This window comes from Sulfitobacter delicatus (assembly GCF_900102535.1).
In the GTDB taxonomy this organism is placed as follows: domain Bacteria; phylum Pseudomonadota; class Alphaproteobacteria; order Rhodobacterales; family Rhodobacteraceae; genus Sulfitobacter; species Sulfitobacter delicatus.
This window is the reverse complement of the sequence record NZ_FNBP01000003.1, coordinates 156,297-169,981: the sequence shown is the minus strand read 5'-3', so window position 1 is coordinate 169,981 and position 13,685 is coordinate 156,297. Positions and strand designations below refer to the sequence as shown.

Sequence of the window (13,685 nt, the reverse complement as noted above, 5' to 3'; positions counted from 1 at the left end):
GTCTGGCAAACAGTATCACATTCTCGGCCCAGACGCGGCGCTTCAGCCACCCATCCGCTTTGCCAGTCGCCGTTCGATCTGCACCATCGCATCATAGATCAGCACCGCGAACAGCCCCACGGCCAGCCCGCCTTGCAGCACAAATGCTGTGTTATTGGTCAGCAGCCCTGCGATGATCACTTCGCCCAAGGTGCGCGCCGCGACGGTTGAGCCGATTGTGGCCGTCCCAAGCGCAATCACCACCGACAGCCGGATACCTGTCAGCGTCACCGGCAATGCCAGCGGCAGTTCAACGCGCCAGAGGCGCTGCCAGCGGTTAAGCCCAATGCCCCGCGCCGCCTCCATCGTGGCGGGCGGCAGGGTTGTGAGGCCGGTGACGGCGTTCTCGAAAATCGGCAGCAACCCGTAGAGGAACAATGCCACCAGCGTCGGCCCTGCACCAAAGCCAAGAGCAGGCACGGCCAGTGCCAGCACTGCGACGGGCGGAAAGGTCTGACCCATGTTGGTGATCGTACGGGATAACGGTCGAAAGGCCGCCCCTGCCGGACGGGTCACGAGGATCGCCAGCGTGACAGCCACCACAGTCGCCGCCGCAGAGGCCGCTGCGACCAAGGCGAGATGGCTGAGCGACAGCGACAGCAATGAGGCGCGTTCATAGATCACCGGCCCGCCACTCGGGGCCAGCGGCGCAAACAGCGGCGCGAACCACTGTGGGCGAAGGACCAGCGCCAGCAGCAGCAGGACCAGCACTGGGCGCAGCACCGTCCCGATCTTCATGCCTGCATCTCCGCCCGTGCGCGGATCGCTTCAAAGGTCACCCGACCCAAGGGCGTCCCGTCACGCTCTATCGGCACCGCACTGCGCCCGCTCCACAAGCAGGCGGAGAGTGCCTCGCGCAGGCTTGCATCAGCGGACAGTGGCGCGCCTTCCGCTGGGCCTTCCTCAACGATATCGGAAAGCGGGATCAGCGACAGCAGGCGCAGGGGGCGCTCAACATCACCGACCATATCGGCGACGAAATCCGTCGCAGGCCGCGCAATAATCTCAGCGGGCGAGGCATATTGCACCAGTTTACCCCCATCCATCACCGCCACGCGGTCACCCAACCGGATCGCCTCTTCCATGTCGTGCGTGACCAGCATGATGGTCGAGCCCAGCCGCTGTTGGATATGGCGCAGGTCTTCCTGCGCGCGGGTGCGGATGATGGGATCAAGCGCGCCAAAGGGCTCGTCCATCAGCAGTAGATCAGGCCGCGAAGCGAGCGCACGCGCGACCCCGACACGTTGCTGTTGGCCGCCGGAGAGTTCTGCAGGATAGCGGTCCCGGAACTCTGCCGGGTCCATGGAAAACAGTTCAAGCAACTGATCCACCCGTGCGCTAATCTTGTCCTTGGGCCAGTTCAGCAATTGCGGCACTGCGCCGATGTTGCGGGCGACGGTATGGTGCGGGAAAAGGCCGTGGCCTTGGATCGCATAGCCGATGCGCCGCCGCAGGATATGCGGTTTGACCGAGAGGGTAGATTCCCCGTTGATCCGCACCTCGCCCGAGGTCGGTTCCTCCAGCCGGTTGATCATGCGCAAAAGCGTCGTTTTGCCCGAGCCCGAGGTGCCGACGATCACCGTAATCGTTCCGGTTTCGACCGTCATTGAGACTGCGTCGACGGCTTTGGTCGGCCCGTAGGTCTTGGTAATGCTGTCGATCTCGATCATGTCGCGTCCTCGGGTAAGCGGCGGGTCAGGTCGACCAGAATGTCCATTACGATTGCCGCTGTGAGGGCCAGTACAACGGTTGGCAAAGCGCCTAGCAGGATCAGGTCGGTGGCGGTTTGGTTCAAGCCTTGGAAGACAAAGGTGCCAAACCCCCCGCCGCCGATTAGGCCCGCGATGACGGCAAGGCCGATGTTCTGCACCAGCACGATGCGCAAGCCAGTGAGGATGATCGGCAGGCCCAGGGGCAGTTCCACACGCAGAAGGCGCTGGCCGGGTGTCATCCCCATGCCCCGCGCAGCCTCAAGCGCGGCTGGCGGCGCGGCGGCTAGGCCTGCGACTGTGTTGCCCACGACTGGCAGCAGCGAATAGAGCACCAATGCGGTGAAAGCTGGGGCGAACCCAATGCCCGCAATACCCAGAGCCCGCGCCCCCGGAACGGTCGCGCCGACCCAGCCGAGGATCGGGATCATCAGCCCGAACATTGCAAGTGAGGGGATCGTTTGCAGGAAGCTCAGCACCGGGAGCGTCGCGCTGCGCAGGGCCGCGCGGCAGTGGGCGACTACGCCGAGCGGAAAGCCGATGACGACAGCGGCGGCAAGCGACCCGAAAGCGAGCCCGAGATGTCGCACCGCTTCGCGCGCAAATGCATCGCTGCGGCCCGCGTATTCCTGCATCACCGACAGGTCAGACAGCGCGCCCGAACCGAGAATGATCGCCAAAGCGCCGAGCACTGCGACCAGGATCGCGCCCCGCATGAGCGGTTTGGGGGCCATCGCGGTCAGGGCATCTGCCATCAGCAGCATCAGCACGACCAGTAAGACCCAGAACCCTACTGCGGGGGAAACACGGGCATATTCCCCGGTCTCGGCAAGCAGACACGAGGCGCCTTGGGTTAGCAGCCAAAGCAGCCCGCCAAGGCCGAGAACCGCCCCGCCAAGCCGAAGAGAAGCAGGACGTTGTAGCAACCCGAGGCCTAGGCCGCCCAGCACAGCGATCAAACCGGGGGTCACGGCTGCGGGCCCAGCGATATTCCACGCCAAGACCCCCTCACCCGCGACGATCCGGTTGGCTGCGAGGGTCATAAAGGGGGTCAGCAGCGCCGCCACCCCGGCCACGGCAAAAAGCAGCCCCGGCGCGGAGATTGCCGCGCCGGTTGATTTCATCTCGGCGGCGGAGATCAGTCCAGAACCCCGGTTTCGGTCAGGTAATCCCGCGCGACCTTTTCGGCAGGTTCACCGCCGACCTGAATGCGACCATTGAGCTTTTGCAGCGTCGCCATGTCGAGCCCGCCGAAGATCGGGTTCAGCACCTCGGCGATCTGGGGGTATTCCTCCAGAACCTCGGCGCGCACGATAGGCGCAGGCTCATAGACAGGCTGCACGCCCTTGTCGTCTTCCATCACAACAAGACCCGTGGCCCCGACCCCGCCATCGGTGCCGTAAACCATGGCCGCGTTTACACCCGAGGTGCCCCGCGCTGCGGCCTGAATGGTCGCTGCGGTGTCGCCGCCCGAGAGGATCACGGTCTGATCTTGCGAAAGGGTAAAGCCGTAGGTTTCCTGCATTGCGGGCAGCACGGCGGGCGAAGAGACAAATTCGGTCGAAGCCGCGAGCTTGACCTCGCCCCCATCCGCGATCCACGCGCCGAAGTCGGACATGGTGGTCAGCTTGTGCTCCTCAGCCAGCGGCCCGGTTATAGCGATGGCCCAGGTGTTGTTGGCAGGCGCAGAGTCGAGCCATGTCACGTTGTTTTCGGCACTGTCCAACTCCGCCGCGCGGGCATGAGCCTTTTCTGCGTCCTTCCAAACGTCGCTCTCGGCTTCGTTAAAGAAAAAGGCCGCATTGCCAGTGTATTCGGGGTAAATGTCGATCTGATCAGCCAGCAGCGCTTCGCGCACGACCTGCGTGCCGCCCAGTTGCAAACGGCGTTCTACCGGCAATCCCGCATCTTCGAGCGCCAAGGCGATGACGTTGCCCAAAAGGCCACCTTCGGTGTCGATCTTGGAGGAAACGGTGATGTCAGCAGCGGCAGCAGAGGCAAAGCCGGTGCTGAGGATGGTGGCGGCAATCAATGAGCGGGAAGTCATGTTGGGGCAAACTCCTTAAAATACGAGGCTTAGCGGGCAAAATACCCTGTCAGCGAAGTAAGGTAGCGGTGCGAGAGGCAAAGCCAAGTCGCACCGCTGTTTCACGCCCGAATTTTTGCAAAAGGCAGCCCGATTTGCCCCGGCGCTGTCAGATCCTAGACCGAGGCGAGCGTTTTCACTTCGGGCAGCACGCCAACTTTGGCCAGCGCGCGGGCAAGGTCACGGTCCCCGAAGGGTTTGTGAACAATCGCGCATTTGCCGAGCTTCTGCGCCGCTGGCACGTCAGACTGACCGGTGGCAAAGATGATCGGAATGTCGGGCAGGCTGTCCCGCACCTGCGCGGCGACGTCCTCACCCGACATATCAGGCAGACCTACGTCGATCAGCAGGGCATCGAATTCACCGGTTTTCAGCATCTGCAAAGCCTCATGCCCGGTGCCGGTCTCAGTGACATTGGTCCCGAGGCTCTCAAGAATATCCGCAATATCCAACCGGATCAGCGCATCGTCTTCGCAGAGCAGAATGCGGCGTGTTCGGTTGTCTGGTTTCGTGCTGGCAGCCGTGCCTCCTGCGTCCAAGGCTTCACGAACCCGCAGTGCCAACGCGTCGTGGCTGAAGGGTTTGCTCAGCAGGTTGACCCCTGCGTCGACACGCCCGTCGCGCACGATGGCGTCTTGAGAGTAGCCCGAGATAAACAGGAATGGCAGGTCCGGACGCTCGGCATGGAGCGCATCCGCCAGTTCGCGGCTGCTCATCTTACCCGGCATGACAACGTCCGAGATCACCAGATCAAAGTCCGGCTCTGCCTGCGCAAGGCTCAGCGCTGCCGCTGGGTCTTGGGCGCTGCGTACCCGGTAGCCGAGATCGTTCAGCATCGCAGAGGTGGCATCGCGGACTTCGGCGTCGTCTTCGACGAGAAGCACAGTTTCCGTGCCTCCTTTGACACTGTCAGGATCATGCCAGCGCAGCGGCTCAGCCGCATCCTGCGCGCGGGGCAAAAGCAGGCTCACCGTCGTGCCCGCGCCGAGCACGCTATCGATGGTCACGCGCCCGCCAGACTGCCTTGCAAAGCCGTAAACGGTTGACAGGCCCAGCCCGGTGCCCTTGCCCACAGGTTTGGTGGTGAAAAACGGATCAAAGACCTTTTCCAGCGTCTCGGGCGGAATGCCGGGGCCGTTATCCATGACCTTGATTTCAACGTATTTGCCCGGTGACATCTCGGGTTCGCCGGCGAGGTCTTGGGCGCTGAATTCCCTGTTGGCCATGGTGATCCGCAAGGCGCCGCGCTCCTCCAGCGCGTCACGTGCGTTCAGGGCAAGGTTGAGCAATGCGTTTTGCGTGCTCGCCGCATCGACAAAGGCAGGCCAGAGGGTCTCTGGCGCTCTTATGTCAAAGCTCACACCTTCACCGAGCGCGCTGCGCAGCATGTCGTCAATGTCGCTAAGCAATTCGCGCAGGTCAAGCGGACGGGGCTGCAAGGGCTGGCGGCGGCTAAAGGCCAGAAGCTGCGAAGACAGCGAAGCGCCGCGCTCCACCGCCCGCATGGCGGCGTCAATCCGGCTGCGGGCGGGGCTCTCGGCAGGCATTTCCCGCGCGGCCATCGTCAGGCTGCCGGTCATTACCTGCAAAAGGTTGTTGAAGTCATGCGCGATGCCGCCCGCGAGGTTGCCGATGGCTTCCACCCGCTGGCTTTGGGCAAGCCGCGTATGCAGTTCTTCCAGCTCCCGATTGCGTTTTTCGACACGCTCTTCGAGCGTGGTGTTCAGGTCGGCCAACTGCTGGGACATGGCCTTTTGGTCGTGGATATCAGAGTTGGTGCCAACCCACCGCAGCAAGGTTCCATCCGCGCTACGGATCGGGGCTGCGCGCACAAGGTGCCAGCGATAAACGCCGTCTGCCCGACGAATACGGAACTCGGTGTCATAGCGGCTTTCATTCTGCAAAGCCCGGCTCCAAACCTCTGCGGCAGCGGCGCGGTCGTCGGGATGCACGACATTCGCCCATGCATCGCCTTCCAGCGATCCCGGCGTCGCGCCGGTGTAGCTGTAGACTTGGTCGCTCATCCAGTCCAACCCGCCATCCGGCAAGGCCGTCCAGACATGAACCGGCATGACATGCGCCATTGTGCGGAAGCGCTCTTCGGCCTCGCGCAGGCTTACCTCGGCAAGCTTTTGCGCTGTAACATCATGGCCTTGTACGACGATCCCCACCGTCTCGCCATGGCTATTTGAAAGGGGTTGGAAGATGAAGTCGACAAATATCCGTTCTTGTGGGCCATCGGGCGTGCGCTGAACAAAGGCCTCTGCCCCCGTCTGGCGCACTGGCTTGCCGGTCCGGTACACGTCGTCCAATAGTTGAATAAAGCCTTGGCCTTCGATCTCAGGGATCGCTTCGCGCAGGGGTTTGCCAATAAGATCGCGGTGACCGACCATCTGGTAATAAGCTTCGTTTACAGTGCGGAACACATGATCCGGCCCAATCAGGGTGACCATGAAATTCGGCGCCTGTTCAAAGATCAGCCGGAAGAAATTGATCGCAGCGTCTTGCTCCAGGTTCTGATTTGCAACTTCGCGGGCCCGGCGCACCATATCGGCCTGCAAGCCCACCGGACTGGCGACGCTGGCTGAGTGATCGTAGAACTCTGTTATGTCTTGCGTGTGCTGGAGGATAAATTCGATCTCGCCGTCGCTGCTGAGGATCGGGGTATGCGTGGCGCTCCAGTAGCGTTCCTTGACCTCACCGTCAGCGCCCGCGATCGGATAGGGGATGACCGGCAGATGATCCGTCACCGCGTCGCGCAGCACCCGCTCGAAAGACCCTCTGAGCATCTTGCCGGCTTCGCTGTCGGGGTCCGATGGAAATTCTTCCATCAGCTTGCGCCCGAACAGTTTCTCCGCCTCGCGTCCAGTGGTTTGCAGATAGGCTTCATTTGCCCAGACAACCCGCAATTCGCGGTCCAGCAATAGAAATGGCGAAGGCGCGGCTTGGAGGATTTTTTGAAAGTTCTGGGTCATGTCTTTGATATCTGCTGGTCTTGATGAAGGGGGGACTGCGGCTGGAGGCAGCGCATCCGCGGAACAACGACTCGGCCAGCCTGCATCACCTGCCCTATCTGGAAGGTTAAACACAGGTCAAATTTCATCGGCGACATGGGGCGTTGAGCTCTTCGTTTGGGGCATACGACCGTACAATTGGCGCATTCCGACATGATCTAGCGCTCCGCGCAAGTTCTACCACCGTTTGTGGTGTTTTTTTTCGTCTTATGACCTTGTGCGCCTCTACCACACGGTGACGGACGAGGTCGCCCGCAGGCTAAGACCGCGCTTGTGATGTCGCCCGTTCGACCCGATCTGCATGGGTACCGCGCAGCGCTTCGGGGCCGTAACTCTTGTAAAGGTCAAGATTGATGGCCGAGTTGATGAGCGCCAGATGGGTGAATGCCTGCGGGAAATTTCCCAGAAAGGCCTCGGTCTTCGGATCAATCTCCTCGGCATAGAGGCCCACGTCATTGGCATGCTCCAAAAGCCGCTCAAAAAGCATTCGCGCGTCTTTTTCGCGATCCATACAGAGCAGCGCATCCACCAGCCAGAAGGAGCAGATCAAAAAAGCCCCCTCTCCGCCCTTCAGCCCGTCGTCGGTATTCTCCAGCCGGTAGCGCAGAACAAAATCACCCTCGCGCAACTCCCGCTCAACCCCGCGCACGGTTTGGTCAAAGACGGTATCTGGCAGCGGCAGGTCGACCATCGGTAGAAGCAGCAATGCGGCATCCATGCCACCATCTGACAGTGTCTGGCGAAAGCCCCCCTCGGTGCCGTCGTGGGCATGGTCGCGAAGCTCTTGCAGTATCTCCTCCCGCGCCTTGCACCAAGTGTCTCGCGCACCCAAAAGCTGGATCGCCCGGTCAAGCGCCACCCATGCCATCGCCTTGCCGTGCACATAATGACGCGGGTCGCCACGCATCTCCCAGATGCCTTGATCCGGCTCCTTCCAAAGCTCCGCTGCTTGGTCGGCGACCTCCTCGAGCATCGCCCGTAGATTGTCGTCAATCGGCCCGCCAAGTGCGCGGTAAGCCAGCGCCCAGTCGGCGACCTCGCCATAGATGTCGAGCTGCAACTGGTCCGAGGCCGCATTGCCCACGCGAACGGGCTGCGAGCCGGCATAGCCGTGCAGGTGATCAAGCTCGCGTTCAGCGATGACGCTCTCTGACGAAATCCCGTAAAGGATGCTTAGCTCTTTGACGCAGGTGCTGCCGAGATACTCGCAATACCGCCCGGCTTCGTCGTCGTAACCCAAGCCGCCAAGCGCCTGTAAGACAAAGGAAGAATCCCGCAGCCAGCTATAGCGGTAGTCCCAATTGCGCTCCCCACCGATATTCTCGGGCAGCGACGTGGTGGGCGCGGCGACAATGGCGCCGGTGGGTGCATAGGTCAGCGCCTTGAGTGCCAGCGCACTGCGCTCAACCGCTTGACGGTATGGTCCGGTATAGCGCGAGGCCTGAGACCAATTTTTCCAAAATGCTTCGGTCGTTTCGAGCAGGGTTTCCGCCTGCGCCGCTGGGTCTTGCTCGGCGTCCTGCGTCGGCGCGAGGACAAAGACCTGACGCTCTCCGGCCTTCAATCTAACCGTGCTATCCAGTTCCGCCGCGGGCGCGGTATTGGGGCGGTAGAGGCGCATGTCCGGGGTGCGGTCGATACTGGGGTCGAACTCGCAGGTGCCGGGGTGATAGTGCACCTTGAGGTCGCAATCGCCCTCGGTGGCGTCCACCACACGGATGAGCCAACCGGGTGCTTCCAAATCAACGCTGGGTTCATCTGCGTCTTTGGCTGAACGCACTGGCAAGAAGTCAGTAATTGTCAGAGTGCCCTTTGCATGGGCGAAAGTCGTGCAGAGGATGTTGGTGCCCGGCAGGTAAGCGCGTGTGCTACTCTTGGCCTCAGTCGGCGCGATGCAAAAACGCGCGCCCTGTTCGGCATCCAACAAGGCCCAGCAAGCAGGCTGCGCATCAAATCGGGCCGGGCAGAACCAATCGACAGCGCCATCCAACCCAACGAGCGCGGCCCCGTGGCAGTCGCCTAGCAAAGCATAATCGCGCAAAGGCAGATAGCCATCCTGACGCGCGGCCATCAGCCCCCCTCACGGAAAGAGGGGTAGAGCATCATACCGCCATCCACGAAGAGCGTCGTGCCAATCACATAGTCCGACGCGTCAGAGGCGAGCCAGACGGCAGCACGGGCGATGTCTTCGGTCTCGCCGATCCGGCCATAGGGGATCAGCTTGAGCATTTCCTCACGACCTTCTTTATCCTCCCAAGCCTCGCGGTTGATGTCAGTTTTGATTGCACCCGGCGCGATAGCATTCACCCGGATCTTCTCGCAGGCGACCTCTTGGGCAAGGGATTCCATCAGCGCTTTCACGCCGCCCTTGGCACTGGCGTAGTTCACATGGCCGGCCCAAGGGATCGCCTGATGTACTGAGCTCATCAGGATGATTTTGCCCAGCGCGGGAGAGCGGTCCGGGTCATGCCCTTGTGCACGGAAACGGCGCACTGCCTCCTGCGCACAAAGGAACTGGCCTGTGAGGTTCAGATCGATAACCTGCTGCCAGTCCTTCAGGCTCAATTCTGTAAAAGCCGCATCTTGCTGGATGCCAGCATTGGAAATGAGGATATCTACCCCGCCAAAGTGTTTCTCTGCGGCCTCAAAAAGCTTCGCGCAATCATCGGGTTGCGAAACATCTGCCTGAACTGCCACAGCCTCTGCACCCGCAGACCGAATGTCTTTGACGACCTCCTCTGCCCCATCTTGGTCCGAGTGATAGTTGACGACAACAGATGCCCCTGCTTCGCCAAAGGCCCGTGCGATACCTGCGCCGATACCGGAGCTTGCACCGGTCACCACAGCCCGCGCGTTCTCGAGATCTTTCACCATGTGATCCTCCCCCCTTTTCCTAGGGTTAACACCGGTTCACCCGAGCGGTTCCGGATTTGGATGCAGGGGAGTACCGGCTGTGCTTGAACTTCCCGCATAGGCTGCCATGAATATGCAATAGGCAGCGGCCGCTGGCCTAAGCACCATTTATTTCGACCCCAAGCCCTTTGTCAGGACATCCGCATGAGTTTTCGCTTCATCCACGCCTCTGACCTGCATATCGGCCGGAAGTTCGCCAATATTCCACAGCCGCCGGACGGCAATATTCGGGGGCGTCTGATGGAAGCGCGCCATGCGGTGATTGGCAAGCTCGGTCAGGCTGCGGTGGACGCAGGTGCCGCACATGTACTCTTGGCGGGCGATACCTTTGACACGGCGACCCCCTCACCTTCGGTCCTGCGCCAAGCGCTGATGGCGATGGGCGAGACGCCGCTCGTGACGTGGTGGATCCTGCCCGGCAACCACGACAACTTGCGCGATGCCGAACCGCTATGGGAAACGATCCGGCAAGACGCGCCTGATAATGTCCGGGCCTTGACCGAGGCCGCGCCGGTTGAGCTGGCCCCCGGCGCGACCCTTCTTCCCTGCCCCGTAGCCTTTCGCGCCGGCGCCAGCGATCCTTCTGAGCCGCTGGACCGTATGGAGAGCCCGGAAGGCAGCCTGCGCATCGGTTTGGCGCATGGCGGCGTGACCGATTTCACCGAAAGCGGCGATGCGATTGCGCCGGACCGGGACCGGTCCGCGCGTCTGGACTATCTGGCGCTTGGCGACTGGCATGGGCGCATGGCGGTGTCGGAGCGCGTGCACTACTGCGGCACCCCCGAACAGGACCGGTTCAAACATGGTCGGCGCGGGGTTTGCCTGCTGGTCAGTTTGGACAGTCCGGGCGCGCCGCCGCACGTCGAAGAGATTGAGATCGGCAGCTTTCTGTGGTCCGAAACCGAACTCACCCTGCACCCGAGACAAGACGCCGCTGCAGCACTGGCGGCGATCCTTCCCGAGCAGGGACGGCGAGACCACCTGCTGCGGGTCACCGTGGGCGGCTGGGCCAGCCTGCCCGACCGTGCCGACCTCACCCGCGCCACTGAGGCCTGCTCGCCTGACTTCGCGCATTTCGCGCTGGTAACCGATGCGCTTGGCACCCAGTACGACAGCGCCGATCTGGACGAGATCGACCGTGGCGGCGCATTGCGCTTGGCCGCGGAAACGCTGGTCGAGGAAGCGGAATCGGAAACCCTGTCGCAATCTGAGCGCGACGTGTCGGCAGATGCGCTGGCCCGGTTGCACGCCTATGTGCGGGAGGCCGAGGCATGAAGATCCGCGCCATCACCCTTAACAACGTCCGCCGCTTTACCGACCCCGCCCAATTAACCGACATCGGCGACGGCATTAACGTGCTTTGCGAGCCCAATGAGCATGGCAAATCCACCCTATTCGACGCAATACAGGCGTTGTTCTTCAAACCCTACGGTTCGCGCGACAAAGACGTCTCTGCCCTACGCCCCCATGCCGGTGGCGCGCCAGAGGTGACCGTGGAGGTTGAGACCGACGATGGCCGCTTTACGCTGTTCAAACGCTGGTTTCAGAAACCACTCGCCACCGTGCACCGCGGAGGCACGCTCGTCGCGCAAGCGGATGAGGCCGAAGCCTGGATCGCCCAATTGCTCGGCGGCGACGCGGGCGGGCCTTCGGGGCTGATTTGGGTCCGGCAGGGGATGACCTCGCTCGCGGGCGGATCAAGCAAAGAAGAAAAGCAGGCGCTGGAGGCGCGGCGCGATTTGATGACCTCGGTCGGGGCCGAGGTTGAGGCAATGACCGGCGGGCGGCGCATGGATAAGGCGCTGGCCCGCTGTCGCGAGGAACTCGGGCAATATGCCACCAGCACCAAGCGCCCACGCACTGGCGGGCCGTGGAAGGACGCGCAGGAACAGGTCGCAAGCTTGGCCGAGCGGCGGGACACACTCACCGCCACGGTGCAGGAGTTGCAGGAAGCTCTCGCCGAGCGCGCCCGCAGCCGCCGCGCACTGCGCGAGTTGGAAGCGCCCGATGCCGCCGAGGAACGGCGTACAAAGCTTGAGACCGCCCGCGCGGCCCATGCCGCAGCGCTTCGACACGCCGAGGAAGTTGAGACACTTGCGCGGGCCGCTGAACTTGCGCGTTTGAATGCCGACAGCGCTGCCGCGCAGTTGGAGAGCCTGCGCACGACACTGGCCGAGATTGCAACCGCCCAAAGGGAAGTCCGTCAGGCCGAAGCGACTGCTGAAACAGCTACCAAAACGCTTGCCGAGCAGCGCGCGGCGGTGGAGGAGGCAGAGGCAGCTTTGAAAAAGGCCGAAGCGAACCTCGAAGCTGCACAAGCCACGCAGCGTCTTGCCCAACGCGCCCGAGCAGCCCGCGACGGGGCCGAGCGTCGCACAGCTCTGGAGGCCCGCATCGCGCAGGCCGAGGCCACCCGCGCGCAGATGGAATCTGCCGAAGCCGCCGCAAAACACGGCCCTGATGCTGCCGCCCTCCAGCGCATCGAAACACTTGCGGCCGAACTCTCCGCCACCCGCGCGGCCCGAGACGCCACCGCTACGCAGGTGGTGGCACGTTACACCCCTGGCGGCGCGGCGATCCTTGGCCCCGATGGTCCCCTACCCGACGGCCAAGCCCTCCCCCTGCGCCACGCCACGGAGTTGAAGATTGAAGGTCTCGGAACGCTTGAAGTCCGCCCCGGCGCGGGCGGGCAAGATGACCATGCCCTTGAAACGGCCACCGAAAAGCTCCGCACGGCCCTCGCACAGGTGGGCGCTGATGATCTCGACGCCGCCCGCACAGCCGCCGCCACGCGCGCTGACGCGCAGCGCCGCTTTGGTGAGGCGAAAGCCGTGCTCGCCAGTCTGGCCCCCGAGGGCATCGCCCCACTTCGTGCAGCGCTGGCAGAAATCCCGGATATGGACGCTGAGGAAGATGCCCCCGACCTTGAAGAGGCCGAAAAGGCCTTGCTGGCCGCGCAGACCGCCTATTCTGAGCGCCGCAGCGCCCGCGAAGCCGCCGCCGAACAGCTCGCCGAAGCCCGCACAGAAGCCGCACGGGCGGACGCTCTGCTCACGTCCCTGCGTGATCGGTTGCGCCGCGCAGAGGCGCAGCAGGCCAAGCTGGGTGACCTCTCGGAAGATGCCCTCACCGCGCAGGTTACCCAAACCGCCGCTGCCTTCGCACAGGCCCGCGCCGCCCATGCTGAAAAGGCCGAAGGCGCTCCGGACTTGGCAAGCCTCAAAGCCGCGCTGGACCGCGCCACTTCGGTCGAGACACAGGCCCAAGACGAAATCGCCCGCCTGCGCCCGCTCCTTGCGCGGCTCAACGAGCGGATCAGCCGTGCCTCAGGCGATGCGGTCGAAGAACGCCTCGCGGAAACCACACAGGAATTGCAGGCCGCAGAAGCCACGCTGGCGCGGATCGATCACGAAGTCGCGGTGCTGACCCGGCTCGAAGATGCGTTACAAACCGCCCGGAACGAGGCCCGCGACCGCTATTTCGCGCCTATTGTGGCCGAGCTTAAACCGCTGCTGCAATTGCTCTGGCCCGATGCGGAACTCACCTGGGGCGAGGAGTCGCTGCTGCCACATGCGCTGATCCGCAATGGGCGGGAAGAGCCGATCGATATCCTCTCGGGCGGTACGCAGGAACAGGTGGCCCTGATGGTACGCCTCGCCTTTGCCAAAATGCTGGCCCGCGCCGGGCGCATCGCCCCGGTGATCCTCGACGACGCTCTGGTCTTTACCGACGACGACCGGATCGAGCGGATGTTTGACGCTCTGCACCGGCAGGCGAGTGACATGCAGATCATTGTGCTGACCTGCCGCCAGCGTGCCTTTCGTGCGCTTGGGGGCAAAGCTCTGTGCTTGGAGACGTCTGCGCCCACCTCGTAGAGAATTGTATTTCGCACTTTAGTGCAGCGCGGAGGTGAACCTTTACCCC

9 protein-coding genes are annotated in these 13,685 nt (G+C 62.8%); 2 read left to right on the top strand and 7 right to left on the bottom strand.

Annotated elements, in window-relative coordinates; genetic code table 11:
* Positions 1-42 precede the first annotated feature (42 nt).
* From BLS57_RS07175 to BLS57_RS07145, 7 genes are all read right to left on the bottom strand, one after another.
* Positions 43-777 carry an ABC transporter permease gene (locus BLS57_RS07175; RefSeq protein ID WP_093740673.1) on the bottom strand — a complete coding sequence of 245 codons (735 nt, stop codon included), beginning with the start codon at positions 775-777 and terminating at the stop codon, positions 43-45.
* Positions 774-1,709 carry an ABC transporter ATP-binding protein gene (locus BLS57_RS07170; protein ID WP_093740671.1) on the bottom strand — a complete coding sequence of 312 codons (936 nt, stop codon included), beginning with the start codon at positions 1,707-1,709 and terminating at the stop codon, positions 774-776. Before BLS57_RS07170 ends, BLS57_RS07175 begins: the two co-directional genes overlap by 4 nt.
* The gene (locus BLS57_RS07165; protein ID WP_093740669.1) at positions 1,706-2,872 is read right to left on the bottom strand and encodes an ABC transporter permease; all 1,167 of its coding nucleotides are present in this window, start codon (positions 2,870-2,872) and stop codon (positions 1,706-1,708) included. The genes BLS57_RS07170 and BLS57_RS07165 overlap by 4 nt, the downstream gene beginning before the upstream one ends.
* A gap of 14 nt (positions 2,873-2,886) precedes the next feature.
* Positions 2,887-3,795: a glycine betaine ABC transporter substrate-binding protein OsmF gene (gene osmF / locus BLS57_RS07160; protein WP_093740667.1), complete on the bottom strand. Its 909-nt coding sequence runs from the start codon at positions 3,793-3,795 to the stop codon at positions 2,887-2,889.
* Positions 3,796-3,950: 155 nt separating this feature from the next.
* Positions 3,951-6,809, bottom strand: a complete 2,859-nt coding sequence (locus tag BLS57_RS07155; RefSeq protein WP_093740665.1) for a hybrid sensor histidine kinase/response regulator — start codon at positions 6,807-6,809, stop codon at positions 3,951-3,953.
* 298 nt (positions 6,810-7,107) lie between these two features.
* On the bottom strand, positions 7,108-8,919 hold the full coding sequence (locus BLS57_RS07150) for a glycoside hydrolase family 15 protein (RefSeq protein WP_093740663.1): 1,812 nt from the start codon (positions 8,917-8,919) through the stop codon (positions 7,108-7,110).
* Positions 8,919-9,722 carry an SDR family oxidoreductase gene (locus BLS57_RS07145; protein ID WP_093740661.1) on the bottom strand — a complete coding sequence of 268 codons (804 nt, stop codon included), beginning with the start codon at positions 9,720-9,722 and terminating at the stop codon, positions 8,919-8,921. The genes BLS57_RS07150 and BLS57_RS07145 overlap by 1 nt, the downstream gene beginning before the upstream one ends.
* A gap of 183 nt (positions 9,723-9,905) precedes the next feature.
* Here BLS57_RS07145 and BLS57_RS07140 point away from each other — a divergent pair, with 183 nt between their 5' ends.
* Both BLS57_RS07140 and BLS57_RS07135 read left to right on the top strand, forming a co-directional pair.
* Positions 9,906-11,036: a metallophosphoesterase family protein gene (locus BLS57_RS07140; RefSeq protein WP_093740659.1), complete on the top strand. Its 1,131-nt coding sequence runs from the start codon at positions 9,906-9,908 to the stop codon at positions 11,034-11,036.
* The gene (locus BLS57_RS07135) at positions 11,033-13,636 is read left to right on the top strand and encodes an AAA family ATPase (RefSeq protein WP_093740657.1); all 2,604 of its coding nucleotides are present in this window, start codon (positions 11,033-11,035) and stop codon (positions 13,634-13,636) included. Before BLS57_RS07140 ends, BLS57_RS07135 begins: the two co-directional genes overlap by 4 nt.
* The last annotated feature ends 49 nt before the right edge of the window (positions 13,637-13,685 follow it).